Source organism: Mesorhizobium newzealandense, assembly GCF_042682145.1.
In the GTDB taxonomy this organism is placed as follows: Bacteria; Pseudomonadota; Alphaproteobacteria; order Rhizobiales; family Rhizobiaceae; genus Mesorhizobium; species Mesorhizobium newzealandense.
Genome location: NZ_JBHUGZ010000019.1, coordinates 172,403 through 199,076, shown reverse-complemented (window position 1 = coordinate 199,076; position 26,674 = coordinate 172,403). Strand labels below are relative to the sequence as shown.

Sequence of the window (26,674 nt, the reverse complement as noted above, 5' to 3'; positions counted from 1 at the left end):
GGCGCCTGCTTTGGAAAAGGGGCTCTTGCAGGGCTTGCCGCTATCCAGGCAAAAACTTTCGGGACCGATGTCGGACTTGCCCGGGGTCGCGCGTCCTTGGGTCGGAGCCCATTGCAACCCTGGAGAACGACATGTCGTCGCAAATCACTCAGTCGCAGATCACCCAGTCGCAAACCACTCAGGCGCCGTGGCAGACCGCGGCCCTTCTCATTGCCCGCCTGATCTTCGCCGGCGTCTTCCTGATGGCTGTGACCTTCAAGTTCATGGGCATGGGCGACACCGCCGGCTACATCGCCGCCGCCGGCTTTCCGTTTCCGCTGTTCCTGGCCTGGTGCGCGGCGCTGCTGGAAGCCGCCCTCGTGCTGTGCTTCCTGACCGGCGCCTTCTTCACGCCTGCAGCCCTGATCGCCGCCGCCTATGTGCTGTTCCTCGGCGTCTCCTTCCACGGCCCCAGCCACTGGGCCGGCAACCAGGCCGAGTTCGGCTTCTTCGTCGACCATTTTTCGTTCATGGCCGGACTGCTGTTCGCGGCGGTGCATGGGCCGGGCCGGGTGCTTTCGCTGAATTTGGGATGGCCGGGCAGGGCGTAGGCGAGGGGAGCCCGTCGCTAGTGCAGTCTAGCCGGACCGAAGGATGCCAGTGCCTCGAGCGCCTTGTCGATCAGCCACAGACGGGACGGCGCAACACGGCCGCGCGCCAACAACACCAGCTGATGCACCGGCGGGCTCAGCAGCCAGCGCCGCATCTGGTGGATTTTCACTTCGTCCACGTGACTCCAGAAGGAGCGCTCGATGGCGTCGTTCTCGAACACGAATTCTGCCCCGGTCTGCATAAAGCTGGCCAGCTGTAGCGCCGCGTTGACCGACGGTGCCGCAAGCCATTTTGCCAGCATCGCCGCCAGATCGAGATCGAGACAGCCGATGCCGCACAGCCAGCTATCGGCGTCCTCTTCGTCGGGATCTTCCTGAAGGACCTGCGACCAGGCGCCGGCAAACAGAGCGCGGATTGCGGCCTGCTCATGCCCCGGCCATGTGAGCCATTTGGCTCGCTTCAGGCGCTGGGCGATGACCGGCGGCTCAACGCCCGTCCATTGTCGCTCTTGGACAGCTTGATCAAGAATGCGCGGCAGGAAATGCTTGTAATCGTCGATATCGCCGACCGTTGTAATGGCGTAGCCGGCATAGGGGCCGATCTGCTCACCGGTCAACTCCCGCAGAGGGGCAGAGCTCAGAGTCTTCAGGAGTGCGACGGGATCGCGCAACGGCGAGGCGTGCATGGCATGCGGCCGTGGATAGGGCTCGAATGCCGCATAGCAGTCGTCGATCAGGCGCTGAAGCTGGTCATCAGGCTGCATGACTGTAGTGAAGGCCCCGAGGCGTTTCGCTTACTACCCGCCCTGCAAGATGCGCATGAAACGGCTGTTGTCGGCGGTGTCAGAATTGATGTTTCGAAAATCCTGATAGGTCGGACGACCGCTGGCCCATGCATTCATGAAGCGGTTGCAAAACGCACTGGGAAAACGGTTGACGCTGACGTTCATAAGCGCGGCGGCGGCTTTCTTCTTGTCAAGCGGTCCCGATCCCACCCGCACGATACAATCGGCTATGACCTGTTTCTTGAGTGCCGGGCTGCCATGGAACACGGTTGTGGCGGTTTTCCATTGGCCTTCTGTCACATCGTTGCAGCCCGACAGGAGTGCCGCGCCAAGAAGCAAGGCGCCAAAGCGGTTCAAATCTCATCTGTCCCCCCCGAAAACAACTGCATTGGAGCCAAGCAAAACTATGTGACATAGGCAAGATGCTTGAGAGGTCATGCAGGTAAAATGGTTGGTCCATCCGTTGTTCCTGGCCTGGTGCGCGGCGCTGCTGGAAGCCGCCCTGATGCTGTGCTTCCTGACCGGCGCCTTCTTCACGCCGGCAGCCCTGGTCGCTGCCGCCTATGTGCTGTTCCTCGGCTTCTCCTTCCACGGCCCCAGCCACTGGGCCGGCAACCAGGCCGAGTTCGGCTTCTTCGTCGACCATTTTTCGTTCATGGCCGGACTGCTGTTCGCGGCGGTGCATGGGCCGGGACCGGTGCTTTCTTTGAATTTGGGATGGCCGGGCAGGGCGTAGGCGAGGGGCGAGCGCGCCAGGTGGCTGTCGAAGGTAGGCCGTCGTTTTCCCACAAACGACGGCCCCATGCTTGCCTGCCCATTACCCCCCCAGGACAGCATGGAGCTACTTTAGAGCAAGCTAAAGTCTTCCGTCTATAACCTTTGACATAGTGTCAGAAAGATTCGCCGCCTTGCATTCGGCAGATAAGCTGGCACGCTGCGCTCCGACCGGAGGGGATGCCATGTCCGACACGAACACGGCGATGGTGCGTTTTGCCCAGGACGCCTCCGACGAGGATATCCTCACGGTTGTTCGCAGGTGGAACGACACGCTGGCCTCCGAGGACTATGAGGGGGCGCTGGCCATGATCCGTGCTCCGGGCTGGACTGCCGAATTGTTGCAAAGGACGATTGCGGGATATGGCCACCCCGAACCCGCTGAGCGGGTACACAAGGTGACGCCACTGGCTTCGGCCAGTTATCATCCCGGCACTGAACCGCTCAACAATCCATGGCCCAGGCACGAGGTCGACCGCGATACGCTGCCCGATGGCGAACCATTCATCTCGGTCTGGTTCGACATGCCGCTCGATGGCTACTGGAGCGATGTAACCGCCACGTTCAATCTCGATCGCGACGGAGACATGCTGGTGCTGGCGCTTGAGACGATCCATGTCATGTGAAGGCCCCCGTTGGCGCCGTCACATCTGGTCGTTGTAGGGCTCCTTGATCTGGCCGACCATGCGGGCGAGCTTTGAAAAGGAGGGCATGTCCGCCTCCGGCTGGCACTGATTGGCGAGCTCCAGCAGCCGTATTGGAAAGCTGACGGCGTCACGGCTTGACGCGGACATGCCTTCGGATCGCTCCTGGCTGGTTTCGCCGGCCTCGGCCTTGCGCAAGGCCAGGTCTATTTCCTCTGCGCTCAGCACCCCCTTTTGAACCAGCAGGTGGTTGATCGATGCGACGGCCATCAGCAGGCCTTCGAGTTGCAGGTTGGCGACATTCATGGCGATTTGCTCCCGTGGCTATGGTCGAAACGCGCGAGCGGCGTTTCCGCTCCGGCGGGCGGCGCGGAATCGGTTTGGGCTGACATGGCCGGGCCGGGGGCAGATGGCCTATTCCTGCGTCAGTCCCTCGCCATATTCGCGCCACAGCGCCTGCGCCTCCGGACCGCCGAGGCGCGGGATCGAGGGATCGCCTGCGATGATGGCGACGGCACTGATATCGTATTGGGGAAAAGCGTGGGCGACGAAGCGGATCGCTTCGCCGAGCGAGCGCACGCGGATGATCGGATCCGCCTGGCCCTGACCGGTGCTGCGAACACCGGAAACCGTGGCTGGAGCATGCCGCATCCTGAACACGGATGCCATGGCTGGTCTGTCCATCGTCCTCTCCCACAAAGGCCGTGACGGGAATCATTCCATGAGCTTCAGCTAACGGTCTCACAGATGCCGGCTCATGGCCAGCCGGCACGAAGCGTCCGATCCTTGGCGTCCGCCGATCGGGTTGTCCGGTGAGGGCAATTGTGCTATTGATTTGGCCATGGTGCTGATTTGCGCCAATGACCTCCAGTCCCGCCGCGCAGGCGGGTTTTTTTTGTTTTTGCCGCAGCCCTTGGGCGATGCCGCTTACCCCTTCGGCGTGGTGACCGAAAAAGACGGATAGGAATTTTTTCCTAATTATATACGTGACAAAGTATGTGTGATTTGATACGCAAGCCGGGACAGGCCGGCACAGGGGAAATCGAGATACCCCCGGACCTAGTGGAGTTCGCTAGGGACCTTCTTGGGGAGGGTCTGACCGCTGAATCGTCGTACGAATCGGTCCGACAATATCTTTTTCAAGTAATTCGATGTGGGGGCTTACGCCCAAGTGGCTCGCGATCTTCATCCTGATCGCGTCGTAATCTTTCGCCAGCGTCGAGAACTCGCGCTGGCAATTTTGCAAATCCTGAAAGTCAAATATGTATTTGCCTTTCTTCGAAAGCGCCGTCTCTCCGGGCTTCAGAAATTGTGTGATGTTAGCAGGGCGATAGAAGCGCATGAGTGTGGGTGGGTCTTTGGCTTTAGTAGACGCCATCATCCATCGACCATGAACAAGATTGTTGCGCTTGGTTGCCAAGCCTCTTGCTCTACCTTGTAGGGTCTCCAATTCGCCTAACAGGTCAACGTCTGAGATTGCGCCGCCTGCAACGACCATCACGGCGTCTCGTTGTGATTGAAAGCTTCCCACAGCATGAAATAGCGATTGGGATTGAGTGGCTTCCATCGGCTTCAGGATGACATAGAATACCTTCCACAGAGCGTGCTCGACCTTCACCCAGGCATCGAGAACGTCAACGAACTTAAGCCTAATGGCGTCATTCTCCGGAGCCTCTTTCGGCATGAACAATCCCCCCAACAATAAAACAGCGGATGACGAGCAGCGCTTCAACGAGACACTGAAGCGGATGCTCAAGACACCACCGGATCCCAAGCACAAAGAGACGAAGTCAGATGAGCGAAGAGAGCCAGAAGCTAAAAAGCCAAAAAGCTGATTTCCGGGCGTTTTGGCTGTCTCGACGTGGGAACTCGTCTCAGTTCGGCATATCGGTTGGGCCGCGAACATTCGGGTTTGTCGGCCCCATGTTGCTAAGCATCTGGTCCAAATATCGGGTAGCGCCGACACACACGGATGGGTCATAAACGCCGCTTTTTAGGTCTTCCTTTGTCAGTTCAAATAATTGACCGAGTAAGACATCATCGAGCACCCCGCGAAAGTGCAGGAATAGGATAATCGCTCTAATCAGCGCGGAATTTCCTGTAGCCATTTCGGCGACAGAGAATGGGTCTGTGCCTGCAGTTTTTGTCGGCGATGTAGTCATTTGTTTCCCCTCCGCTTGTTGTGAAGACGAAGGAGCTTACGCGCTTTTTGCTTAGGCGTAACTGGCTTCACCAATCCGCCGATAGGTGAGGCGCTTGCCTTCGATCATGGCAAGCAACTGGTCGTGGCGTTCGGTGTCGGTGATCTTGAGCGCGGTGCGGCGATTGTAACGGAAATCGAACTCCGCAAGGTAGCGGTGCAAATGAGCCTCGCCGCAATGCTGATACACGCCAACCATGCCGCGCTTGAAGACTGAGAACACGTTCTCAATCGTGTTCGAATGGATCGACACGCCATCTTCGTAACGGACGTATTCGCCAGCGGAATGGTTTGTGGTCTTGTGTGCGGCGTATTCCTCGCCAGTGGTCGTGTAGAGCTTTGACTGGTCGGTATAGAGCGTCGAGTTGCGGTCGGCATTGCGCACCAAGATATCGCGCACAACGGCCTTGGTGGCGTGCTGGACGTGAACCATGCGGGCTTTGCCGCCACGCTCGACAAGGCCGACAACGGTACGCTTCGGCTTCATCTTGCGCTTCAAGCGCGGCTGGCCCTTACGCTGTGGCGAAAGGTAATCGCGATCCACGCGTCCGATGTAGGTTTCGTCGGCTTCCACGGTCTTGCCTTCGCCGCCAAGTGGGCCAGCCGACTTAACGTCTTCCGCCATGGCCTCGCGGATGCGGTGCGCCATGAACCACGCGGTCTTGTAGGTGACGCCGAGCATACGGTGCAGCTGGTGCGCGGACATGCCTTTCTTGGATGAGGACATGAGGAAAGTCGCCAGAAGCCACTTGTTCAAGGCGATCTTGGAGCGCTCGAAAACGGTGCCGACAGTGACGGTGAACTGCTCACGGCATTCCATGCAGTTGTACAGGCCGGGACGGTGAGCCTTGCCAACCATCTTGGTAATGCGATCGGGATTAGCATTGCCACAATGCGGGCAGTTAGGGCCATGCGGCCAACGCTGCGCTTCCAAATGGATGCGGGCTGCGTCGGCGTCTTGGAAGATTGGGCTGTCGAGTTTCATGGCGAGTTGCTCCCTGCCATCTTTCTAGCAGAGTCACCGTACTTTGTCACGTATATAATTAGGAATTTTTTCTCAGAAAATCGTTGACTGGGTGAGGGCAGCTATGCTACATATTTGTCCATGGTGCTGATTTGCGCCAGCGACCCGCCGCCGAGGCGGGTTTTTTGTTTTTGGCGAGTTCATCACTCTAAAACGCCCGGTGCAGATATCCAGTGTCGGCGGGACAGCGCCCCCCTCTGTCCTGCCGGACGTTCGTCATTTGGAAAGCCAAGCAATTGGCTTTCCATCCGCTCCGCGGACCATTCCTCAACCCCCACACGGGGGGAGATCGCAGCTTCAGCGCCCCAGTCTTTCCTACGACGCTTGTGATTGGCGAAGGCCGGCGTGACAGCCAATCTCCCCCTCGTGGGGGAGATGTCCGGCAGGACAGAGGGGGGCGCGACGGAACGCTGTCTTTCGCCCTGACGACCCAATCACCCGCGAGAAAATCCCATGGTCCGCTACGCCACCATCATCACCGACGATGACGGCCGCGAGGTCGTCAGCGCCATTGGCGAATTCGAGGGCGCGGCGCCGCAGGTGCGTCTGGGCCGTGTCGAGCAGATCGTGCCCGGCGTGCTAATTGGCATGCTGCGCGGCGGTCCGGTCGATGCGGTCGGCGGTTTTGGTTTTGCCCTGGGAACGCTGGGTAGCAGCGATGGGGCCATCGGGGCGGCACGGCTGATGAGCCGGCTGCGCCTTGCCGGCCAATCCGGTGCGGCGGCTTCCGGCGCGGGGCGCTCCGAAGCGGCAAGACCGGCCGGCGCAACGGACGCGAAGCTCTCGGCAAAGCCGGCGCGGGCGGCCAGCAAGCCGCGCAAGCGCGCCGCCCAATTGAAATCCAGGGCGGCGAAATCCAGGGCGAAAAAATCCGCCCGCTCGAAATCCAGGACCGTGAAATCCGCGGCGAGACCAGCGGAGGCCGGGCATGGTTGACAAGCCGCCGGCCAGGCCGGTCCGCCCATCGCTGAAAAGCCGGACGGCGCCGCTCGCCGCCAATGCCGCCACCAGCGCGATGGGTGTGCGGAAGTCGCGCCCGAAGCGGACCAAAAAAACGCTGGGCGATGATTTCCTGGCTGCGGTGCGCGCCGACTTCCGCACCCACGGCGCCGGCGTCATCGCCGAGGTGCGTGCCGACAAGCCCGACCAGTATCTGAAGATCGTGCTTTCGGTGCTGCCCAAGGATTTGCATGTTTCGATCAACCAACTGGACGGGCTGAGCGATGACGAGATCCGCAGCCGCATCCGCAGCCTCGAAGCCGTCCTCAAGCCGTTCCTTGAAGACCTCGGCCGCGAAGACGGAATATCTGGCGCTGCTGGCGGAGCTGGACCGACGGCGCCGTACTAACCTGCTCGCCGCCTACCGGCCCTATGCCAGGCAAGCGGAATTCCACGCCGCGGGCGCGCAAAACCGCGAACGGCTGTTCATGGCCGGCAACCAGCTCGGCAAGACCCGGGCCGGCGGTGCGGAATGGGCAATGCATCTCACCGGCCGCTATCCCTCCTGGTGGCAAGGCAAGGTTTTCGACACGGCGGTGCGGCTGTGGGCGGCAGGTGTGACCGGCGAAGGCACGCGCGACAACCCGCAGCGCGTGCTGGTCGGCCCGCCGCAGCAGCAGGCGGCCTGGGGCACCGGCATGATCCCGGCCGATGCTATTTTGCAGACCACGATGGGGCGCGGCGCGCCCGCCGCGCTCGACAGCGTCGTGGTGCGCTGGGGCGGCGGCGGCGACGTGCAGGCCGATGAATCGGTGCTGTCGTTCAAGAGTTTCGAAAAGGGCCGCGAGAAATGGCAGGGCGAGACGCTGCACGGCGTCTGGTTCGACGAGGAGCCGCCGCTCGACATCTATTCCGAGGGGCTCACCCGCACCAATGCCACCGGCGGCATCACCATCGTTACGTTTACGCCGCTGCTCGGCATGTCGGATGTGGTGCTGTTGTTTTTGTCGGCGGAAGAGGTGGGAGGAATGTCCCAGAACTTGGGTTCCCTCGCCCCCGTAAAACGGGGGAGAGGTGGCCGCGAAGCGGACGGAGAGGGGGCTTGGTAGGGTGCCGGCTTGGCAATCAGGCGACGGGCAATGACGAATGCCATACCGCATGGCGCGATATCTGGTTGTGCTTGATGCAATCCGTTGCCAGTTTACTGATTTCAGGATCGGCGGACGCCTGGGCCCATTCGACGAAAGCATCAACGACCACCAACCTCGCCCGACTGGCCAGCCCAATACCGTAACGCCGCACCACCGGCTCGGAATGGTCGAGCATCGCACGGATCATGCCTGATGCATCGTCTCGCCATTGGCCGGAAATATCGGCTATCTCTGAAAATGGCGTTTGCGGCCTGAGCAATGCCGCATGCTGGCGCGCAAGCTTCAACTGCCAGTCTTTTGCAAAGCGCACGAACATGACGGCTCCTGTGCGTACACCGTCGTGCTGATCTTCAAGGGCAAACAACGCCTGCGCCAGATAGTCGCCATCGTTACGTGTGCTGCATCGCAAGATACACTCCACGGCATCGTAGCGCGTGCACGGGTTGCTATCCCCCAGCAACGCAGCCAGTTCGCCCACCATCGAACTGATGTTCTGGTTTTGGAACGTGGCAAGAAACGCGCCCGCCGCTCGCGTCCGAGCATTGGCGGATGTGAGTAGGAGACGCAGGCTTTCCAACGGAACCGACTTGCCAAGTTCACCAAGAAAGTCGTTGGCAAGCCCGTCATCGTGGTCATAGGAGGGCGACAGCAACCGCTCCAGCATCTCCTGACCTGTCATGGCATTTGTCGATTTGCCGAGCGGCAGCAGGATCTTGCCGCCTTCGCTGAAAAAAAGATGAGCAACCTCGCTGTCCTCGGCGGACAAGCGCATCGCGTCGAATATATCTGTCATGGCAAAGAGTGGCTTTCCCACCCGCGTAGAGTACAGGCCGCGCATGATGCATCAGCCTAAGACGCATCGGTCTCGCCGACGCAGGCAAGGCTTACCGCATAAAACCGTGAAGGAAAAGATGAGTGGGCCAGCTTTGGCTGTTCCTTCTGATCTTCCATTCTCGGTCTACGACACAGAGTTCGCTTCTTCTGTTCAGCCGGCGCCATCCCCCTCTCCGTCGCGGCTTCGCCGCGCCACCTCTCCCCCACTTTTGTGGGGGCGAGGAACCCAAGCTTTCCGAGGGCACAGCACTACCGATCGACCGTTGCGAAATCGCGATCTGGAACTAGACTGGCGGCGCGGGGTGTCGAGGGCGGGTCTATGAACAGGCGAAGGGCATTGATGGGCGGCCTGTCCTTGCTTGTCGTGTCGCCAGCAGGTGGTGCCGCAGTGTCAAAGACATTTCCTCCGGTGCCAAAATGGCGACCGTCGTTTTTGCAGCCCATCGATCGCGTCGAGGAGCGGTTTGGCTACTACTTCGACAGGGGGCGTGATTTTGCCATCCTTGAAAACGGCACCTGTGTGCTGACGGAAGCCGGCCTTTCCGACAACGCGGCATCCAAGGCCGCCATCCAGACGCTTTCCATGATCTACAACTATCACCCGGACATGAAACCGTCCGACATGGATGATGGCAATGTGCTGGTTAGCTACAATCATCCAGCTTTCAATGTCGTGCTTTCCGATGTTGCAAAAGCCCATTGGGCGGAGATCGAGGCCCGCCATCAGGATGGGCTGACGCCGGACGAGGTGCTGATCACGCCTCTAGGACAGAACGTATTCGACGAGCTTGGCAAAAAGGCACTGCTCGGCAGGTGCTATATGTTCATGGATGCGCAGGCACCAAAGGTGGTCCGTATCAAACGCCGTGCTGTGTGACCTCGGTCTGGAGCCGCGTCGCCGTCCGGCCGGCGCTGCCCCTCATTGTCCTGCCGGACATTTCTCCCCGTATAGTGACGGGGAGAAAGGGGCAGTCCCAACGCCGTCGCTTTTTCTGCAACGCAAGTCATTGGTGAAACCGTCGATGACAGCGTCCTTCTCCCCGTCACTATACGGGGAGAAGTGCCCGGGAGGGCGATGAGGGGCGGCGCGACGGTGGCTAGAAAAGATCTCGCTTTAACAACACCATACAGTCGGCGCCTCGCAAGGTGATTCAGGAATTCGCCATGACCCGTCACGTCACCTTCATGACCATTGACGATGCTGAGCACTATTCGCCGCAGGAGCGCGCGGCGATCGTTGCAGCCTATCCGGCGCATGAGCGCGAGGCGCGTGCGCGCGGCATTCCGGTGCTGGGGTCCGGGCGCATCTTTCCGGTGGCGGAGGAACTGATCGCCTGCGAGCCGTTCCGGCTGCCGCGCTACTGGCCGCGCATCGGGGCGCTGGATTTCGGCTGGGACCATCCGTCGGCCGCGGTCGAGCTCGCCTGGGATACCGAGGCCGACGTCGTCTATGTCGCAAAGGCCTGCCGCGCTTCGCAGCAGACGCCGGCGATGCAGACGCTGACCCTGAAACCATGGGGCGAATGGCTGCCTTGGGCGTGGCCGCGCGACGGCCGCCGCGAAACGCTGGAAGGGGCGGGCGTGGCGCTCGCCCGGCAATATTCCGCACACGGGCTGAACATGCTGAGCCGCCACGCGCAATTCCCGGACGGTTCGGTCTCGGTCGAGGCCGGGCTGATGGAGATGCTGGACCGCATACAATCCGGCCGCTTCAAGGTGTTCTCGACGCTGCTGCCCTGGTTCGAGGAGTTCCGGCTCTATCATCGCAAAGACGGCCAGGTGGTGAAGCTGCGCGATGATTTGATGGCGGCGACCCGCTACGGCGTGATGATGCTGCGCGAAGCGGTGGTTGATCCGGCGGAGTTCAGGAGTGCGAGAAGGCCGGCGAGGCAGAGCGATCCGCTGGGGGCGTTTCGGTGAGGGAATTCGTGCAGCGCCTACTGATGTTGCCTGCTCCGCCGCACTTGGCATCGTGCAGCTGAAACGCATAGTGTTGCGCTATGGCGCCAAGGATACTCGACCAGATACCGCTGCCCGAGGACGGCGGAGCCATTCTGCTTTTCGATTGGATGGAGGTACCGGACGGCTGCAACCTCATCCGGGTAGACAAAGCGGGTGGCGTTCTCTGGAAAGCAGTTCCACCCTTTGCCGGCAGCCCCACGGATTGCTTTACCCAAGTAAGAAGGGACGGGGACGTTCTGAAGGCCAACACGTTCAGCTGTTATCTCGTGTCGGTCGGCATCGACGACGGTGCAATCACCCACCTAGAATTCACCAAATAGGTATGCGATATCATTTTCAACATGAAATTATCGTATTTGATAACCAATCTTCGAGTATGAGATTGGAGACGACATGACATTTGCCACGACTGAGAAGGAATGGGCCGAACGGGCCGCACGTCATCTAAAGGTCGAACTAAAGCGTGCCGACCTGACATATGACGAGCTGGCGGAGCGGCTCAAAGAACACGGCTTCAACGAAACAAAGGCGAGCATTGCCAATAAGCTTGCCCGCGCCACTGTCTCCGCGCATTTCTTTCTAGCGGCACTTGCTGCTACTGGCAGCGATGGTGTCAAACTAGAGGATATCTAGCGCTGCCAACGGGCATGGGGGACAGATGGGCAATATTGCGCGTGGTATTTTAATATCAATCGCATTTGTTTTGGTGTGCTGGTGGGTTCTGCAGGGGTCACCGTCGTTTCAATCCTGCATACAACAAGACCAGACACAGGTCGCCAATAGTCAGCCGGACGATTATGTCTCCGCTTTCGTCAGAACGGCTGGCGTCTACAGGGGCTGCCTGGGTGACTTTGTCCACGACAGAAAGGATGAAATCCTTGTCGCGTTCACGGTCATATTGGCCTTCTCCACAATCTTTCTCTGGGTGGCAACCAGAGACCTCGTCAAAGGCGCGGAGAGAACCTCTCAGAGCCAACTTCGAGCATATGTCGCTGTCCCTAATACGGATATCGGCAAGGTCAGTGTTGGGGAAAAACCTCTGGCAAGTGTTCGCCTTGCCAATTTTGGACAAACACCAGCATATGCGCTTCATCACATGGTGGAAATGGCCATTGCCGACAAGGGAACCAAGACATTCCGCCTGAACCGGAGGAAAAAGTCCGGCAAAACCACCCTCAATCCAACCGAGAGTTTTAGCGTTCGAAGTGCGATGACCGAAGCACTCACTGAGGAGCAACACGCTGCTATCATGAACGATACCAAGCGGATATTTCTCTTTGGTGAAATCCACTACCGCGACGCGTTCTGGCGTTCGCGAAAGACATTTTTCAGATTTGAGACGGCTGGGCCAAGTTTGATCGCCGAGGGCTTGCTTAGCGTTTCCGCTGAGGGAAACAGCGCAACATAACAATATGCCGATTGAGCGCCAGATCATGCCAACCATCCGCACGCGTCGCTTACGCTGGCTGTTATTGCCGGCGGTCGTATGCCTTTTCTTTGGCGGAAGTGTCGCTTGGTCACAGGACACTCAACCAGATCAGCAAAGCAGGCCCCCACAACCAAGCGCTACTGAAAACCAGCAAGACGCCAAGGAAGACGCCAAGGCCCCACTTGCCGCGCCCGCGCCTAGCCAGGGTGTCGGCGATGAAAAGGCCAGCCACGACGAAGAGGGCGGCGGCAAAAAAGATTGGAGTGAAAGCTTCATTGAACACGCGCCGGACTGGTCTGTCGCGTTCTTTACCTTTGTCCTTTGCGTCTTCACCGGGCTGCTTTGGCGCTCCACCAACAAGCTCTGGCTGGCTGGTGAAAGGCAGATGAAATTGATTGAGGCGAACGCCAAGCTGCAATCCGCTGACATGCAGGCTTCCATCAAGGCCTCGGAGGCTGCCGCCAAAGCTGCGCAGGATACCGCTTCCGTTACCCGAGAAATAGGTGAGACCCAGACGCGCGCCTATCTTACCGTGACCGGTGGCACAGCGATCTACAACGGAGGGATGGACCCAGAGGTTCTCATACGGATAAAAAATACCGGCACTAGCCCTGCCATGGATGTAAGGGCCATGTACCAAAAGTCGAAAGGCATTGTGTTTACCGCTAAGCCAACCGGGGGGCGTGGTGGCGTCAACGTCAGCGAGGTACCGCTTGCGAAAATGATCGGGGCAGGCAGCGAGGTCGAATATTCCCTTGGTGTATTTGCTGACAAACAGAACTCCAAGGCTCAAGACGGACTTGGGTTCGCTTTGGAAGGTATCCTTGAATATCAGACTGTTTTCGATGTCAAAACCGGACGCATCGATATGGATACGCCATTCTTGTTTTGGTTTACCCCGGAAAGAGCCATGATCGAAAGTGCCATCGTGGATAGGAAAGAACTGCGGTACCCCATGCAACTCTATCCAGCCTTCATGTCCGGATGGATTCTTGACTATCGCCGCATAATTGGGGGCGCTCGCGAGAAAGAGCGCCGCGAAAAGCAGGAATCGAAACAGACCTAGCCACTTCATGCCAGCCACCCGCTGGCATGTGGGTTTAGTCGGTTCGCGCCGCCCGTGGCGTTTTGCGCCATAATGCCGAAATTTCAGACCGGGAGATTTGTGAGCGTCTGATCCGCTATGCATCCGACGACGCGTAGGTCAAAGCTGCCCGAAGAAGCCGACGCCCGTGGGTTACTCCACGATCTTCCAATAAGAATCCTTGCGGGTCACCTTGCCGTCGCGAAACGTGTAGAAATCGCAACCCTGGACTTCCTTTCTCACACCCTCGCGGGTGGTGCCGGTGAGGGTCCATTTCGAGATGCCGGTATTGGCAGCCGCATCCACAAAATGCCTGGCGTTGCCGTAGTGGACATCGGGCAAGCCTTCGAAGCGTGTCGCCAGCGCGTCGCGTACGTTGCGTTTGCCCTCGCAACGCGTTCCCCAGGGCTTGCTCCCCCTCGGCATTTCCAGGACGCAATCGTCGGCAAACAACGCCATGATGCGATCGAGATCGTGGGCGTTGAAGGCGTCGCTTAGCTCCGTCAGTGTCGCTCGAATGTCCATTCGCCCGTCTCCTCCAGGGATAACCGATAGGCTGCGATGTCCGAAGTAGGTCACTGGCGACGGGGCCGGTCAAGTGCGTGGCCTTCGAGACACCGCCCGAAAACGGGAACCGCACCCCATCGTACTGGCCTGCTCATGACCCTTCGCATCATCCCCGCCACTTTGCGCGATCTCTCCTACATAGCCGCCAACCTGCGCCCAGAAGACCGCGCCGAGATCGACTGCCAGTTCGACCAGTGGTCGCCGGCGTTGCTAGCGCTCACCGCCTTGCAGGGGTTTGCCTATGTCGCCGAACTGGACGGCAATCCGGAGGCCGGCTTTGGCGCCGCCGAGCAGCGTAGCGGGTTGTGGATCGCCTGGAGCTGGGGCACGCGCCGCATGAAGCGCTGCGTGCCTGGGATTACGGAGTTTTTTCACGCCGTGCTCGCCCGCCAGGTGGCGGCGCGCGGCGCCTGGCGGGTCGAGGCGCGGGCGCTCGCCGCCAATGAGCTGGCGCTGCGCTGGCTTGGCCGGCTCGGCGCCACGCAACGCTGCCTGCTGCCGGGCTACGGCAAGAATGGCGAAGATTTTTTCCTCTACGACTGGACAAGAGAAGGCTGGACCCATGTGCCTGTTTCAAAAACCACCGGAACTGAAACCGCTGTCGCCGACACCGACAGCCGAGGACAAGGACGTGCAGGCGCGCGAGGCGGCGCTGCGGGCTGAGCTCGAACAGCGCCAGGGCACGCTGAGCACCATCAAGACCGACCTCGCGCCGGCGAGCCTCACCGGCCAGCGCCGCGTGCTGCTGGGGCTTTAGACCATGACCGCGATGAAGCGCAGTTTTCGCAAGCGCGTGCTGGCGTGGTGGTATTGGCGAAGGCATGCACGATTGGTGAGAAGGCGGTGATTGGCAGCTTCGGCCGCTCACGCCTTCTTGGCAAACGCCCAGACCATCAGCGGGTATTCCTCGTCGTTGCTCAGATCCCGCCATAGTCCATAGGCACGCACCGGTCCGCCGATGTGGGCCCTGGCGCAGGCCTTGTTGCCCCAGCCGTGGACCTTGACGTTGGCTTCGGCGAAGCCGCCCTCGACCATCAATTGCTTCAGGCCGGCGGGGGTCCATCTGTTGTAGTCGTGCGGCCTGGCGTGGACCCGAAACAGGAAGGGTGTCGCCACCATCGTCCAGCCGCCGGACCGGGTCATGGCGTGGATGTTCTGCACCGCGGCCTGCGGCCGCAGCACATGTTCCAGCACCTGGTCGGCGATGACGATGGAATATTGCTCGTCGGTGCGGTCGCTGCAGATGTCGAAGGCGGGGAAATCGACCGACCGGTAGTTCGGGCACATCGCCCGCCAATAGCGGTTCCAGCCGGGCGAGATCTCGATCACGTCGGCGGCTTTGCGGTTGCCCGCTTCGAGGAACAGGGTGAACGCCTCGATCTGGCGGATGCGCAGCCAGTTGCGCGAATCATAGCCAAGCAGCCGCTTCGCCACCTGTTTGCTGCGGTTTTTCAGGGCACCGGCAAGGCTTGTCGTCGTCACATCGACCTCCTCCAAAACCCGCCGCGAGACCTTCCTAGACCGAGAACCGCGCAAAAGAATGACATGGTGCCGACGCCGTCGCGCCAAACCAGTGAGATCTGACATGACCGATTCCCGCGCCCGCGATATCCTGTCCCGCCAGTCCGAGCTCGAGAGCGAGCGCAGCCAGTATGAGGCGGTGTGGGAGCAGGTGGCGGAGTTCTGCGACCCCGATGCGCCCGACATCTGGAGCGGCCGCCGCATTGGCGGGGCGGACTCGCAGGCCGAGCGGCAGGAGCGGCGGGGTGCGCGCGTCTACGCCAACACCATCAACTCGGCCGCCAACCGGCTGGCGGCGGGGCTGGAAAGCCTGATCATTCCGCAGTCGGAAAAATGGCATGGGCTGTCGACCGCCGAAATGAACGACGAGGAGACCGACGAGGAAAAGGAATGGGCGGAAGGCTTGCGCGATTTCCTGTTTGCGCTGCGCTATTCCGCCAATTCCAACTTCGTGCCGGCGACGCAGGCGTGCCTGCGCAATGTCGTGCGGTACGGGCCGGCCTACCTCTATGCCGAGGAAGGGTTCGGCTCGACGCTGATCCGCTACGCCTCGATCCCCGTGGTCGAGGGCTATCTCTGCCGCAACCGCTGGGGCCAGGTCGACATCTTTCACCGCCGCTACGAGCGCACGGCGCGGCAGGCCGCACAGCTGCTCGGCTATGATAAGCTGCCGGCGCGGATCAAGGTGCTGGTCGACGACCCGGCCAAGTGCGAGACGAAGATCTCGCTGGTCCAGTGCATCCAGCCGCGCGACGCGCGCAAGATGTATCGGCTCGGCGGCCACCCCCGGTATCTCGACACGGCCTTCGCCTCCTATCATGTCATCGAGGACGAGGAGTCGATCGTGCGGGAAAGCGGCTTTCGCACCTTTCCGGTGTCGACCTTCAACTGGCGCCGCTACGAGGGCGACCCCTATGGCATCTCGCCGACCATAGAAGCTCTAACGACCGTGCGCGAGGAGAATGCCGTGCGCCGCTCCGGCCTGCGCGCCCTGCAGCAGATCACCGATCCGGCCACCGCCTCGAAAGCCCGGCTCGACTATGTGCCGGTGCTCAACCCGGGCGAGAACTATCCCGGGCTGATCGACGACAATGGCCGGCCGCTGATCGCGCCGATCTCGACCGGGCAGAACCCGACCTATGCCTTCAACTACGCCCAGAGCCGCGCCGACGAGATCCGCGACATGATGCTCGTCAATCTGTTCCAGACGCTGGTGCAGAACCCGCAGATGACGGCGACCGAAGCGCTGATAAGGCAGGAGGAAAAGGGCGCGCTGCTCGGGCCGTCGGGCTCGATCATCCAGGCGGGCTTCGCCACCAATCTCGACCGCGAGCTCGGCATTTTGGAGGACAAGGGGCTTTATGACGAGGACAGCCGCTTCCTGCCGCCGGCGAGCCTCGCCGGCAAGGCGGTGCGGCCAACCTTCACCGGCCCGCTCGACGTGCTGCGCCGCGCGGCCGAAGCGCGCGACACCATCCAGGTGGTGACGACGGCCATGCAGATGGCGCAGTTCGACCCCGGCGTGATGGACAACATCGATAGCGACGAGGCGATCAAGATCGTGCAGAGCGCCGGCCGCAGCCCGCAGCGCATTTTTCGCCGCAAGGCGGAGGTCGACGGTCTGCGTGACGCCCGTGCCAAGGCAAGCCAGGCCCAGGCCGGCATGGCGGCGATCGCCAGCGCGGGCAAGGCGGCCAAGGATGCCGTGCCGGCCGTGCAGGCGCGCGACAGCGGCCTGCTCGACGGCCTGCAAGGCATGCTGCAGGGTCAGGCCGGGACACCGGGCGATCCGGGTGCAGAGGGTGGCGGCGCATGAGCCGGAAACGCTTCGCCCATTCCGCGCAGGCCGGCGGCCCGGCCAAGGCGCGAGAGGCGCTGGCCAGGGCATATCTCAGGGTGTTCTCCGGCGAGGATGGCGAGATGGTGCTGGCCGATCTCGCGGCGACAACGGGTTACTATCGGCGCCCTTCATACGGCGAGTGGATGGCGCGGACCCGCACGCCCAACGGCTTCGAACTGCACAGCGCACTCAGCAATGCACGCGCCGAGGTGGTGCAGCACATCATGGGGTTTCTGACGCTGGACGAGACGCAGCTGGTGGCGCTGGAGAAAGCGGCGTGGGCGGAGGAGTAGGCGCCTGCCTTCTCCCCTTGTGGGAGAAGGTGGATCGGCGCATTAGCGCCGAGACGGATGAGGGGTGCTGGACGGAGCGAGACGTTGGTGTCCTCTGGAACACCCCTCATCCGACCGCTGCGCGGCCACCTTCTCCCCCTGGGGGAGAAGGGAAGATCAGCGCCTCAATAATCGCCGTTGTAATAGCGGTCGTCGCACGGCGCCGTGTAGATGCGGCCGTCGCGGTCCTGGTAGCGGCACATCTGGTCGCCGCGGCGCTGCTCGTCCGGGCGCTGCGGGGTCGTGGCTGAGCCGACGACCGCGCCGAGCAGGGCGCCGCTGGCCGCGCCGATGACTGTGCTCTTGGTGTTGCCGCCAATGGCCTGGCCGACGAGGGCGCCGCCGGCACCGCCGATCAGCGCGCCGGTTCCGGCTCGCTGCTGGCCTTCGGTCTGCGCGCAGCCTGCGAGTGCCGCGGTCATCAAAATGGCGGCAATGGCTTTGTGAAAGTTCATATGCGGTCTCCCTTGAAGGCCTGAAATCCCTATGCGTCGCCACGTGCGGTTGCAATGCGGCGGAACAGGGGCATGAGGCCTCACGATATAAGACATGGTTTCTCGGGCGTTGATGGGCTGAGGGCCGAAAACACCTCTTTCGAACAAGGCGCTAGCTCGGCTCCTTGGCAAAATGATTCAGCCTTTTCGGCCTGGCTGCGCCGGGCCCTCCGCTATCGCTCCCAGCCCTTCGGGCGTTCAAGTCCTTTGAAAGGTCCAGTGGACCTTGCAATCCGCCCGAAGGCAGACCGGACTTTCACCGTTCGTCGTTTGGAAAGCCAAGCAATTGGCTTCCCATGCGCTGCGCGCACCCACTCAAACAATGGAGACATACTGATGACCCGAGGTCTTCCCCGCACGCTGGTCCGTGCCGCCGCCCGCGAGGCCGGCCTTGCCCCACCGAAGGCCGGCCTGAAGGCCGTCACATCAGGGCAGGGCGGCGCCTTCCGCACCGTCTTTTCGTTCAATGCCATGCCGGTGCCGGTCACCGACGCGCAGGCCTATGCCAGCCAGAAGATCTTCGACTTCGCCGACGGCAAGGTGCGCATCAAGGGTGGCACGGCGCGGATGCAGTTCGCTGTACTCGGCACCCGCGCTTCGACCATCAACGACAATGCCGCGCTGACCTGGTCGCTCGGCTCGGCGCCGGCATCGAGCGCGACGCTGGCCTCGACGATGGTCAATGTGCTGGCCACCACCGCCCGCACGCTGGACGGCGCCGGTGCCGCGCTCTCCACCGCCTCGACCGCCGACATCGCCGCTGCTGCCACGCTCGATGGCACCGTGACGCCGGTCGATCTCTATCTCAACCTCGCCTTCGCCACCGGCACTGATATCGACGCCGATGGGACGCTGGCGGTGACCGGCACGATCACGCTGCTCTGGGAGAACTGGGGGGACAATATTTGAGCTGACCGGCCTTAGGCCAGCGGCCTTCCGTCAGCCCAGAACGCATCGACCTTCGTCCACCAGATACTCGACTGTGGTTGCAGCCATCGCTTGAAGTCGTCGGGGTTCGTAGTCCGATGCAGGCTCTTGTTCTGCAGATCCTCGAGCAATCCGACGATCGCCGCTTCCCGCACATAGGGATTGCCTTCGGTGATCCAGCGTTCGACGACTCCGAAAATCCCGCCGAACCGGTCTGTCTCACCAGCCTCGAGATTGCGGATGAGGTGGAGCGCCAGCTCTGACAAGGCAAGGTACAGCGGTTGCTCCCCGCCATCGCGCCAATCGTCTCGGAATTTTTCCCATACGCCGTGAAACGACGGATCGACCTGCAGGAGCCGCACGAACATGTTCGAGCGGTCGAATGTGAAATCCGTGGGTTCGTTCTTGTCGGTCACGTCGCCTTTTCGCCCAAAGCCACTGGGGTGACAAGCTCTACAGCCCTGACTTGAAAGTCGGGCTACTTCCCTGAAACTCTCAGAAGGAAATCTCACATGACAGATCTGGCAGACGCCGGGTCCGTGGCGGCGCGTGCGCAGCCGGCGGGCAACCCAGTACGGCCACCGGCAGGTGCGGAGAACGGGTCCGCCGCGCCTGCCGCCAAAAGTTGGTTTGACGGTCTTTCCGAAGGCAACCGCAAGCTCGCTGAAACCAAGGGCTGGACCAAGCCTGAAAACCTCGATCGGGTTTTCACATCCTATGCGGAGCTGGAGCGGCAGCAGGGCGAGAGCCTGCGCGTTCCCGCCGCGGACGCATCACGGGAAGACTGGGAGCGGTTTCATGCCCGGCTGCCCGAGGCCATGCGTCCGGTCACCTCGTCCGAAAAGGTCGAGTACCGGCGCCCGGAAGGGTTGCCGGAAAACTTCGCCTATTCGGACGAACTCGCTCAGGCGTCCAAGGCCTGGGCGGTCGAAGCGGGTGCTTCGCCGAAGACCGCGCAGGCCTATCACGACAAGTTCGTCGGCTACATGGCCGAGCAGGCCGTGCGCCAGGAGATCGCGCTGGCCCGTTCGGTCGAGGCTACCCATGACGACCTTGTCCGGGACTGGGGGCCGACCGACAGCGACGGCTTTCGCCGGAAGATCGAGGTCGCCAACAGGGCGATGAAGAAGCTCGGCCTGGTCGACGCCTACAAGGCGAAGGGCATTCTTCTGCCGGACGGGGCGCTGACCGATCCGCAGATCGCCAAGGCGTTCCACGCCATTGGCGAGGCGATGTTCACGGAAGACACGATCGACGGCGGTGCCGTCTTGAGCGGAGCCAATCCGTTCAAGCGCAACGCCGCCGGCGAACGCAACATCTCGGCGATTTCAGCCCTCGTCAAAAGCGACCCCGCCCGTGCCCGCCGGCTGGCCCGAGAGGCCGGTGAGAACCCGGATCAGTGGATGCCAAACAACCCCCTCTAAAGCTGTGTCGATATTCAGGTGATGCCGGCCTGCAAACGACGGCTTTCTGCGCTTCCGGTGCTCACGGACCTGAATGTCCGCTCCGCTCCGGTTCTCGAAAGCCATCGTTTTCGGCTCGGCCTGACCTGAATCTCAACACACCTTCTCCGCCAAACCCAAACCTGAAGGAAGAGAAAAATGGCAGATGCCTACACCCGTATCGCGGACGCGATCGTTCCGTCCGTCTATGCCCAATATGCGTTCGAGGAGCATGTCCAGTCGCTCGAGATCTACCAGGCCGGAATCCTGTTTTCCGACCCGGCCATCGCCTCGAAACTGTCGATGGGCGGCCGCTCGGTCGACATGCCCGGCTGGAAGGATCTCGGCAACGACCCGTCCGAGCCGGTCAATGACGATCCGGCCGATTCCATCGAGATGAAGAAGATCGGCTCGCGCCGCGAGGTCGCCGCCCGCAATGTCCGCGCCCAGGCGTGGGGCGTTCCGGACCTGACCTCGATCCTGGCGGGCGATGATCCGCAGAAGCTGATCGTCAAGCGGCAGACCGAGTACTGGCAGCGCGCCAACAAGCTGACCCTGCTCGGCATCCTCAAAGGCGTCGTCGCCGACAACATCGCCAATGACGGCGCTGATCTGGTGCGCACCACCGGCGCTTCCATCGTCGATACCGACATCATCGAGGCCGCCTATCTGATGGGCGACCGCGCCGACAAGTTCAAGACGATCTGGATGCACTCCAAGCAGATGAAGGCGCTGAAGCTCGCCGACCTCATCGACTATGTGCCGTCCTCGCAGCAGGGCGGGCCGCTGATCCCCTATTACATGGGGCTGCGGGCTGTCGTCGACGACGACATTCCGGTGGTGGCGGGCGTCTACACGGCCTTCATGTTCAAGGACAAGGCGATCCTGTGGAACGAGCTGCCGGTCAACACCGAGGGCGGGCCGCTGGAGTTCGACCGCAAGCCGCGCCAGGGCCATGGCGGCGGCGTCACCGAAATGGTCGGCCGCCGGCATTTCGTGCCGCACGTTCCCGGCACGCGCTTCCTCGACGCCTCCTCGGCCGGCGAATTCGCCACCGATGCGGAACTCGCGCTGGCGGCGAACTGGGACCGCACCGCCTCGAGCGTCAAGGCCATGACGTTCATCGCGCTGAAGACGACCGAGGCCTGATCAGGCCGAGGCAAGGGGCGGGGCGATGAACGCCCCGTCCAGCAATTAACTGTAATAACTCAGTTGCTTTATCTACGGACAATTGAGAGGCTGGAAGCTTCTTGTTTGAACCGGAATCTAAAATATGAAGAGATCCAAGATGTCACGACCGATATATGCCGGATATTGGCTCTCCGGCGTTTGGGCCTTCATAGTGCTTGGCTTATTGATTATTTCCGCAGGATGCCCCGACAAAGTTGGATCTTGGTGGGACGTTTATACACGCCATATCAGTTGTATGCAGGCGAACACGATAGGTGATTTTCTTGCAGGAGCATTCGCGCCGCTAGCATTCTTATGGCTGGTGATAACTGTTCTTGTTCAGTCTGAGGAGTTAGCGGCCCAAAGGGAAGAACTGGAGCTGACCAGGAGTGAGATGACAGCAAATCGTGGCGTAGCAGAAGCGACAAGAATAGCAATTGAGCAACAGGCGGAGACGGCTAGGGCAAGCGCAGAATTCGTTGGGAGGCAGACCGACATAATGGGCTTTCAGCGCGATACGACCCAGCGCGAGTTGCGAGCATATTTGAGCGTTGCTCCTGCTGGCGTCACCCCCATGAAAGGCAAAGAAGCTCGTTTTGTAGGGAGCGTTGTGGTGAAAAATGTGGGGCGCCTGATCGCGAATAATGTGAAGTTATCTGTGCAAATGGAAATTTCGGACGAGAGGCATCAGAGCAATTTCCCTGTTCCAGATAAAGAGCGCGGTGGCAGCATTGGGGTTGTCCACCCCACCGCTGTTGTTAGACGAGGTGCTAAGCAACCGGTATCTTACAATGAACTTTCGGTCCTAATGTCCGTATCCGATCAGCAGTATGTCTTTGTCTGGGGTGCTGTCTGGTACGATGACGGATTCGAGCAAGAAAGGGCTTCCTATTTCTGCCACCGCTACAATGTGGCCAGTCGTGACGATGACGAGAGTACCTTTCAAATCATCGCGGAAAAGGCTCGCTATCAAGAGACTGGCAACTATGCGAGTTAGAAGTAGGGCCGGAAGATGACTGGCTGTTGCCTTTCTCTCGACCCTCGGTGCCCTTTGTTATTGCCGCGCAAGCCTCCGAAGGTTGGCACGGCGTCGCGTTGATCTGAACTACGGTGACAGTGCACCATTTTGCCTCGCCTTCCCGGTTAACCTACACACAATGACAGCCGGACGGACATGGGTAAGAGTGCATTGTCACCGTAATTACGACACCCTGGAGATCGGAAACATGGCGCTCAAGCGGATGGACAACGTCGGAATCGTTGTCGAAGACCTCGCAGGGACGATTGATTTCTTTCGCGAGCTCGGCCTCGAGCTCGAAGGGCGGGCCACGATCGAAGGAGAATGGGCCGGACGTGTCACTGGACTGGGCGATCAGCATGTCGAGATTGCCATGATGCGCACACCGGACGGCCACAGCCGGCTCGAGCTCTCCCGCTTCCTCGCGCCGGCTGTCGTCGCAGATCACCGGAACGCCCCGGTCAACGCCCTGGGCTACCTCCGGGTCATGTTCGCCGTGGACGACATCGACGAGACGCTTGAAAGGCTCCGCACGCGCGGCGCGCAGCTCGTGGGCGACGTCGTCCGGTATAAGGACGCGTATCGGCTCTGCTACATCCGTGGGCCTGAAGGGCTTCTCATCGGACTCGCCCAAGAACTCAGCTGAGCGCAATACGAAGACAGCCAATCTCCCCACCCCGTGGGGGAGATGGCCGGCAGGCCAGAGGGGCGCCGTAGAGCGCGATCCCTCACTTTCGCCATCCAATCGCAAGCCGCTTCGCAGCGGCTTTTTTCATATCCGGAGAAAAATCATGACCCGACCCGCATGGACGAGGCGCTGAGCCATGGCCATCACCCCGCTCGATATCGCCAACATGGCGCTCGCCGTGCTCGACGAGGCGCCGATCGACAGTCTCGACCAGGACGTCAAGGCGGCACGGCTCCTCAACCTGCATTTCGACCTGACGCGCGAGGCGGAGCTGACCAAATACGCCTGGGTGTTCGCGATCCTGCGCGCCACGGTGGCGGGCTCGGATACAGGCAGCGGCGAGTGCAGCCCGAACTTTGCCTATGAATTGCCGGCGGACTGCCTGCGGCCGCTGCCGCCGACCCGCAATGGCGAACCGGACGGCGTGCCGGTCTCGTGGCGGCAGGAGGCCGGGCTGATCTACAGCGACCAGCCCGGGCCGCTGGCGATCCGCTACCTCGCCAACCTCACCGATCCGAACGACTGGGACGCGCTGTTCACCGAAGTGCTGGTGGCCGCGCTTGCCATCAAGGTGGCGCATCCGCTGACCCACAAGTCGGGCATGATCGACATTGCCCGCTCGGCCTATGACCGGGCGCTGGACGCCGCGCTCAACGCCAACGCCATCCAGCGCGGCGGCCGCTCCTACACCGCGTCTTGGTCGAGCCAGCGCGGCGACAACAGGGTTGCGCCCGGCGACAACAGGGTTTTGCGCTGATGACGACGCTCTATCCGGTCCAGGACGTCTTCACCCGCGGCGAGATCTCGCCGCGCCTGCACGCACGCGCCTCGCTCGATTTCTATCGGGCGGCACTCGCCAGATGCGAGAACTTCGTCACGCTGCCGCATGGCGGCATCCGCAAGCGCGGCGGCACCTATTTTGCCGGTGAGGTGAAGATTTCGGCGAAGAGGACACGGCTGATCCCGTTCATCTTTTCGGCCGATCAGGCCTACGCGCTCGAATTCGGCGACCTCTACATCCGCGTCTACGCCTATGGCGCCCGCGTCGGCAGCGTGGAAGTCGTCTCGCCCTATCTCGAGGCGGACCTGTTCGATCTCGCCTATGTGCAGTCGGCCGACCAGATGTGGATCACCCACAGGGACTATCCGCCCAAGGTGCTGACGCGTACGGCGCACACGGCATGGACGCTGAGTGATTATGCGATCGACGACGGCCCCTATGACGACATCAACAACACCGCGACCACGCTGACGCCGGCGGCCTACGGTTCCTTCGTTCCCAGGATGACCAGCCTGACCGCGCCAAGCGGTACGGTCTCCAGCCAAAACGCGACTGCCGATGCCTGGGAACTGTTCGACAAGAGCAGCAAGACCGGATCGGTCATTTCATCGGGCACCGGCGCATGGGTTCAATACCGCCTGGCGTCCAGCGCGCGGAAGGTGTGCAACGCCTATTGGGTGCAGGCCAACGGCGCCGCCGCCGAGTCGCAGGACATGCCGACCCAGTGGGAGGTGCAGGGATCGAATGACGGTTCCACATGGGTGACGATCGACTCGCGGCAGGGCCAGACCGGCTGGGCTGCTTCAGAGCGCCGGTACTACGAGTTCTTCAACAAGACAGCCTTCGAATACCTGCGCTGGGACGCGGAAGGCGGCGGCGGTCCGGATTCCACCAACATGAGTTTGGCCGAATGGGCGCCGAACGAGGACGGCGACCTGATGATGCCGTTCAACCTGACGGCGTCCTCGACCGTCGGCATCAATGGTGGCACCGGCTTCCAGACCAGCGATGTCGGCCGCGCCGTCAGGCTGTTCGCCTCCGACGGCCGCTGGCGCTGGGCCAAGATCGTGTCGCGCACCAGCACGACCATTGTCACGGTCCGCCTGTACGGCCATGCCTTGCCGGACCTCAACCCGGTATCCCGCTGGCGGCTGGGCACGCTGGTTCCCGGCAAATACATGGAGGGCGGCTCGCTGTACGAAGAGCGCCTGGCCTTCAGCCGGAAATTCTCCGTCTATGCCTCGGCCACCGGCGACTTCGACAATTTCGCGCTGGGCGAGAAGGATGACGATGCGCTGGAATTCATCCAGGCCGGCGGCGGCCAGGCCAACGATATCGTCTGGATCGCCGAGTCCGACGGTGCGCTGCTGATCGGCACGTCGGGCGGCGTGCGCGCGCTGTCGGGCTCGGGCATCGACGAGGCGCTGACGCCGACCTCGTTCAAGAACCGGCGTTCGCGCACCTTCGGCTGCGCCCGCATCCGCCCGGTCGATGCCGGCCAGTCGTTCCTCTATGTCACGCGCTCGCGCAAATCGATCGCCGAGCTGACGCAGACCGCGCAGAGCCGCTTCACCTCCGATGATGTCGGCCAGATTTCCGAGCATATCCCGAAGCTTGGCGTGGTCGAACTCGCCTTCCAGACCGACCCCGACCCGTTGCTGTGGTTCCCGCTCGAAAATGGCGAACTTGGCGGCTACACCCATCAGCCATCGCAGGAGGTCAGGGGCATGCACCGGCACCGCCTTGGCGGCGGCTTCGGCGGTTCCAAGTGGGCGGTCGTCGAGAGCGCCACGGCGACCCCCGGCCAGAACGGCAATGACGATCTCTGGCTGGTCGTCAAGCGCACCATAGGCGGCGTGACCAGGCGCACCATCGAGATCAAGACCGTGCCGTTCGAGTATGGCGCGATCGCGGACGCCTTCGAAGTCGACTGCGGCCTGACCTACACGGGTGCGGCCGTGACCACGGTGGGGGGCGCGGCACACCTCGCCGGCCAATCCGTCGATGTGCTGGCCGACGGCAAGGTCTATCGCGGCCTGACGGTGAGCGGCAGTGGCAGCGTGACGTTGCCGGCGGGGTCGACCGCATCCGCCAAATGGCAGCTCGGCCTGCCCTATGCGGCTGGCGCCGACACGCTGGAGCTCGATGTCGGCGGCCGCGACGGCTCCATCATAGGGCGGCGCAAGAAGGTGGCGAAAGTGATGCTGTCGCTGCTCGAGACCGACACGACGGGGCTCGACGTGCAGTCCTTCATGCGCGGCCGCTGGGAGCCGGTGCGCATGCCCTCGATCGTCGCGCCCGATGGGCGGGCGACGCTGTTCACCGGCAACGTCGAAGTGCCGATCGACGACAGCTGGGAAGGGCAGGGAAGGGTGAGGATCCGCCACGTCAACCCGACGCCCTGCACCATCCGCGCCTTCACGCCGGTGTTCGACGCGGAGTCTTAGGCACCTCCGGCGCCGCGCTTCCCCGCGCAAA

35 protein-coding genes and 1 pseudogene are annotated in these 26,674 nt (G+C 61.7%); 24 read left to right on the top strand and 12 right to left on the bottom strand.

Going from position 1 to position 26,674, the window contains the following annotated elements:
* Window positions 1–131: 131 nt before the first annotated feature.
* On the top strand, window positions 132–590 hold the full coding sequence (locus ACFSOZ_RS29400) for a DoxX family protein (RefSeq protein ID WP_379103839.1): 459 nt from the start codon (window positions 132–134) through the stop codon (window positions 588–590).
* A 17-nt stretch (window positions 591–607) separates the two neighbouring features.
* Here the strand turns inward: ACFSOZ_RS29400 and ACFSOZ_RS29395 are convergent, their stop codons facing one another.
* Together ACFSOZ_RS29395 and ACFSOZ_RS29390 are read right to left on the bottom strand one after the other, a co-directional pair.
* On the bottom strand, window positions 608–1,354 hold the full coding sequence (locus ACFSOZ_RS29395) for a hypothetical protein (RefSeq protein WP_379103837.1): 747 nt from the start codon (window positions 1,352–1,354) through the stop codon (window positions 608–610).
* A 33-nt stretch (window positions 1,355–1,387) separates the two neighbouring features.
* Window positions 1,388–1,732, bottom strand: coding sequence for a hypothetical protein (locus ACFSOZ_RS29390; protein WP_379103834.1), 345 nt, complete (start codon window positions 1,730–1,732; stop codon window positions 1,388–1,390).
* Window positions 1,733–1,835: 103 nt separating this feature from the next.
* Here ACFSOZ_RS29390 and ACFSOZ_RS29385 point away from each other — a divergent pair.
* Window positions 1,836–2,111 (top strand): annotated as a pseudogene (locus ACFSOZ_RS29385) (DoxX family protein); the annotation flags it as partial.
* 223 nt (window positions 2,112–2,334) lie between these two features.
* The gene (locus tag ACFSOZ_RS29380; protein WP_379103831.1) at window positions 2,335–2,775 is read left to right on the top strand and encodes a hypothetical protein; all 441 of its coding nucleotides are present in this window, start codon (window positions 2,335–2,337) and stop codon (window positions 2,773–2,775) included.
* A gap of 18 nt (window positions 2,776–2,793) precedes the next feature.
* Here ACFSOZ_RS29380 and ACFSOZ_RS29375 read toward each other — a convergent pair whose 3' ends face one another.
* Both ACFSOZ_RS29375 and ACFSOZ_RS29370 read right to left on the bottom strand, forming a co-directional pair.
* A complete protein-coding gene (locus tag ACFSOZ_RS29375; RefSeq protein WP_379103829.1) occupies window positions 2,794–3,099 on the bottom strand; it encodes a hypothetical protein in 306 nt (101 codons plus the stop codon).
* Window positions 3,100–3,207: 108 nt separating this feature from the next.
* A complete protein-coding gene (locus tag ACFSOZ_RS29370) occupies window positions 3,208–3,477 on the bottom strand; it encodes a hypothetical protein (protein WP_379103827.1) in 270 nt (89 codons plus the stop codon).
* 73 nt (window positions 3,478–3,550) lie between these two features.
* On the opposite strand from ACFSOZ_RS29370, the gene ACFSOZ_RS29365 reads away from it, so the two are divergent.
* A complete protein-coding gene (locus ACFSOZ_RS29365) occupies window positions 3,551–3,757 on the top strand; it encodes a hypothetical protein (RefSeq protein ID WP_379103824.1) in 207 nt (68 codons plus the stop codon).
* Between the two features lie 108 nt (window positions 3,758–3,865).
* Here the strand turns inward: ACFSOZ_RS29365 and ACFSOZ_RS29360 are convergent, their stop codons facing one another.
* Window positions 3,866–4,477 carry a hypothetical protein gene (locus ACFSOZ_RS29360; protein WP_379103822.1) on the bottom strand — a complete coding sequence of 204 codons (612 nt, stop codon included), beginning with the start codon at window positions 4,475–4,477 and terminating at the stop codon, window positions 3,866–3,868.
* Here ACFSOZ_RS29360 and ACFSOZ_RS29355 point away from each other — a divergent pair.
* On the top strand, window positions 4,476–4,628 hold the full coding sequence (locus ACFSOZ_RS29355; RefSeq protein WP_379103821.1) for a hypothetical protein: 153 nt from the start codon (window positions 4,476–4,478) through the stop codon (window positions 4,626–4,628). The two genes, ACFSOZ_RS29360 and ACFSOZ_RS29355, sit on opposite strands and share 2 nt — an antisense overlap.
* 39 nt (window positions 4,629–4,667) lie before the next feature.
* Here ACFSOZ_RS29355 and ACFSOZ_RS29350 read toward each other — a convergent pair whose 3' ends face one another.
* Both ACFSOZ_RS29350 and ACFSOZ_RS29345 read right to left on the bottom strand, forming a co-directional pair.
* A complete protein-coding gene (locus ACFSOZ_RS29350; protein ID WP_379103820.1) occupies window positions 4,668–4,955 on the bottom strand; it encodes a hypothetical protein in 288 nt (95 codons plus the stop codon).
* 51 nt (window positions 4,956–5,006) lie between these two features.
* Window positions 5,007–5,978 carry an IS1595 family transposase gene (locus tag ACFSOZ_RS29345; protein ID WP_379103819.1) on the bottom strand — a complete coding sequence of 324 codons (972 nt, stop codon included), beginning with the start codon at window positions 5,976–5,978 and terminating at the stop codon, window positions 5,007–5,009.
* A gap of 492 nt (window positions 5,979–6,470) precedes the next feature.
* On the opposite strand from ACFSOZ_RS29345, the gene ACFSOZ_RS29340 reads away from it, so the two are divergent.
* The 3 genes from ACFSOZ_RS29340 to ACFSOZ_RS29330 are packed head-to-tail and all read left to right on the top strand — an operon-like array spanning window position 6,471 to window position 8,065.
* Window positions 6,471–6,953 carry a hypothetical protein gene (locus ACFSOZ_RS29340; RefSeq protein ID WP_379103818.1) on the top strand — a complete coding sequence of 161 codons (483 nt, stop codon included), beginning with the start codon at window positions 6,471–6,473 and terminating at the stop codon, window positions 6,951–6,953.
* Window positions 6,946–7,365: a hypothetical protein gene (locus tag ACFSOZ_RS29335; protein ID WP_379103817.1), complete on the top strand. Its 420-nt coding sequence runs from the start codon at window positions 6,946–6,948 to the stop codon at window positions 7,363–7,365. Before ACFSOZ_RS29340 ends, ACFSOZ_RS29335 begins: the two co-directional genes overlap by 8 nt.
* A complete protein-coding gene (locus tag ACFSOZ_RS29330; protein ID WP_379103816.1) occupies window positions 7,295–8,065 on the top strand; it encodes a terminase large subunit domain-containing protein in 771 nt (256 codons plus the stop codon). The genes ACFSOZ_RS29335 and ACFSOZ_RS29330 overlap by 71 nt, the downstream gene beginning before the upstream one ends.
* Before the next feature lie 16 nt (window positions 8,066–8,081).
* Here the strand turns inward: ACFSOZ_RS29330 and ACFSOZ_RS29325 are convergent, their stop codons facing one another.
* The gene (locus ACFSOZ_RS29325) at window positions 8,082–8,900 is read right to left on the bottom strand and encodes a HEAT repeat domain-containing protein (RefSeq protein ID WP_379103815.1); all 819 of its coding nucleotides are present in this window, start codon (window positions 8,898–8,900) and stop codon (window positions 8,082–8,084) included.
* Between the two features lie 378 nt (window positions 8,901–9,278).
* Here ACFSOZ_RS29325 and ACFSOZ_RS29320 point away from each other — a divergent pair, with 378 nt between their 5' ends.
* From ACFSOZ_RS29320 to ACFSOZ_RS29300, 5 genes are all read left to right on the top strand, one after another.
* Window positions 9,279–9,818: a hypothetical protein gene (locus ACFSOZ_RS29320; protein WP_379103814.1), complete on the top strand. Its 540-nt coding sequence runs from the start codon at window positions 9,279–9,281 to the stop codon at window positions 9,816–9,818.
* A 287-nt stretch (window positions 9,819–10,105) separates the two neighbouring features.
* Window positions 10,106–10,861: a phage terminase large subunit family protein gene (locus ACFSOZ_RS29315; RefSeq protein WP_379103813.1), complete on the top strand. Its 756-nt coding sequence runs from the start codon at window positions 10,106–10,108 to the stop codon at window positions 10,859–10,861.
* Window positions 10,862–11,296: 435 nt separating this feature from the next.
* The gene (locus tag ACFSOZ_RS29310; protein ID WP_379103811.1) at window positions 11,297–11,536 is read left to right on the top strand and encodes a DUF6471 domain-containing protein; all 240 of its coding nucleotides are present in this window, start codon (window positions 11,297–11,299) and stop codon (window positions 11,534–11,536) included.
* Between the two features lie 25 nt (window positions 11,537–11,561).
* A complete protein-coding gene (locus tag ACFSOZ_RS29305; RefSeq protein ID WP_379103808.1) occupies window positions 11,562–12,311 on the top strand; it encodes a hypothetical protein in 750 nt (249 codons plus the stop codon).
* 25 nt (window positions 12,312–12,336) lie between these two features.
* Entirely contained in the window at window positions 12,337–13,398 is a 1,062-nt protein-coding gene (locus ACFSOZ_RS29300) for a hypothetical protein (RefSeq protein ID WP_379103806.1), read from the top strand.
* A gap of 171 nt (window positions 13,399–13,569) precedes the next feature.
* On the opposite strand, the gene ACFSOZ_RS29295 is transcribed toward ACFSOZ_RS29300, so the two are convergent.
* Window positions 13,570–13,941 (bottom strand): nuclear transport factor 2 family protein, encoded by a 372-nt coding sequence (locus tag ACFSOZ_RS29295; RefSeq protein ID WP_379103804.1) that lies wholly within the window; start codon window positions 13,939–13,941, stop codon window positions 13,570–13,572.
* A 135-nt stretch (window positions 13,942–14,076) separates the two neighbouring features.
* On the opposite strand from ACFSOZ_RS29295, the gene ACFSOZ_RS29290 reads away from it, so the two are divergent.
* Window positions 14,077–14,646 carry a hypothetical protein gene (locus ACFSOZ_RS29290; protein ID WP_379103802.1) on the top strand — a complete coding sequence of 190 codons (570 nt, stop codon included), beginning with the start codon at window positions 14,077–14,079 and terminating at the stop codon, window positions 14,644–14,646.
* The gene (locus tag ACFSOZ_RS29285; RefSeq protein ID WP_379103800.1) at window positions 14,615–14,740 is read left to right on the top strand and encodes a hypothetical protein; all 126 of its coding nucleotides are present in this window, start codon (window positions 14,615–14,617) and stop codon (window positions 14,738–14,740) included. The genes ACFSOZ_RS29290 and ACFSOZ_RS29285 overlap by 32 nt, the downstream gene beginning before the upstream one ends.
* A 107-nt stretch (window positions 14,741–14,847) precedes the next feature.
* Here ACFSOZ_RS29285 and ACFSOZ_RS29280 read toward each other — a convergent pair whose 3' ends face one another.
* A complete protein-coding gene (locus ACFSOZ_RS29280) occupies window positions 14,848–15,465 on the bottom strand; it encodes a methyltransferase domain-containing protein (protein WP_379103798.1) in 618 nt (205 codons plus the stop codon).
* A gap of 103 nt (window positions 15,466–15,568) precedes the next feature.
* Between ACFSOZ_RS29280 and ACFSOZ_RS29275 the strand changes: the two genes are divergently transcribed.
* Both ACFSOZ_RS29275 and ACFSOZ_RS29270 read left to right on the top strand, forming a co-directional pair.
* A complete protein-coding gene (locus ACFSOZ_RS29275) occupies window positions 15,569–17,320 on the top strand; it encodes a portal protein (protein WP_379103796.1) in 1,752 nt (583 codons plus the stop codon).
* On the top strand, window positions 17,317–17,637 hold the full coding sequence (locus ACFSOZ_RS29270) for a Bbp19 family protein (RefSeq protein WP_379103794.1): 321 nt from the start codon (window positions 17,317–17,319) through the stop codon (window positions 17,635–17,637). The genes ACFSOZ_RS29275 and ACFSOZ_RS29270 overlap by 4 nt, the downstream gene beginning before the upstream one ends.
* A 164-nt stretch (window positions 17,638–17,801) precedes the next feature.
* Here ACFSOZ_RS29270 and ACFSOZ_RS29265 read toward each other — a convergent pair whose 3' ends face one another.
* Window positions 17,802–18,131: a YMGG-like glycine zipper-containing protein gene (locus tag ACFSOZ_RS29265; RefSeq protein WP_379103792.1), complete on the bottom strand. Its 330-nt coding sequence runs from the start codon at window positions 18,129–18,131 to the stop codon at window positions 17,802–17,804.
* A 375-nt stretch (window positions 18,132–18,506) separates the two neighbouring features.
* Between ACFSOZ_RS29265 and ACFSOZ_RS29260 the strand changes: the two genes are divergently transcribed.
* On the top strand, window positions 18,507–19,079 hold the full coding sequence (locus tag ACFSOZ_RS29260) for a hypothetical protein (protein WP_379103790.1): 573 nt from the start codon (window positions 18,507–18,509) through the stop codon (window positions 19,077–19,079).
* Between the two features lie 11 nt (window positions 19,080–19,090).
* Here ACFSOZ_RS29260 and ACFSOZ_RS29255 read toward each other — a convergent pair whose 3' ends face one another.
* Entirely contained in the window at window positions 19,091–19,513 is a 423-nt protein-coding gene (locus tag ACFSOZ_RS29255; protein WP_379103787.1) for a DUF7674 family protein, read from the bottom strand.
* 96 nt (window positions 19,514–19,609) lie between these two features.
* Here ACFSOZ_RS29255 and ACFSOZ_RS29250 point away from each other — a divergent pair, with 96 nt between their 5' ends.
* The 6 genes from ACFSOZ_RS29250 to ACFSOZ_RS29225 all read left to right on the top strand — a co-directional run bounded on the left by ACFSOZ_RS29250 (window position 19,610) and on the right by ACFSOZ_RS29225 (window position 26,643).
* On the top strand, window positions 19,610–20,521 hold the full coding sequence (locus ACFSOZ_RS29250; protein WP_379103785.1) for a hypothetical protein: 912 nt from the start codon (window positions 19,610–19,612) through the stop codon (window positions 20,519–20,521).
* Window positions 20,522–20,698: 177 nt separating this feature from the next.
* Entirely contained in the window at window positions 20,699–21,688 is a 990-nt protein-coding gene (locus ACFSOZ_RS29245; protein WP_379103783.1) for a Coat protein, read from the top strand.
* Between the two features lie 124 nt (window positions 21,689–21,812).
* Window positions 21,813–22,706: a hypothetical protein gene (locus ACFSOZ_RS29240; protein ID WP_379103781.1), complete on the top strand. Its 894-nt coding sequence runs from the start codon at window positions 21,813–21,815 to the stop codon at window positions 22,704–22,706.
* 229 nt (window positions 22,707–22,935) lie between these two features.
* Entirely contained in the window at window positions 22,936–23,373 is a 438-nt protein-coding gene (locus tag ACFSOZ_RS29235; RefSeq protein WP_379103779.1) for a VOC family protein, read from the top strand.
* A 178-nt stretch (window positions 23,374–23,551) separates the two neighbouring features.
* Window positions 23,552–24,172, top strand: a complete 621-nt coding sequence (locus tag ACFSOZ_RS29230) for a phage connector family protein (RefSeq protein ID WP_379103777.1) — start codon at window positions 23,552–23,554, stop codon at window positions 24,170–24,172.
* Window positions 24,172–26,643, top strand: coding sequence for a phage tail protein (locus tag ACFSOZ_RS29225; RefSeq protein ID WP_379103774.1), 2,472 nt, complete (start codon window positions 24,172–24,174; stop codon window positions 26,641–26,643). Before ACFSOZ_RS29230 ends, ACFSOZ_RS29225 begins: the two co-directional genes overlap by 1 nt.
* Window positions 26,644–26,674 lie beyond the last annotated feature (31 nt).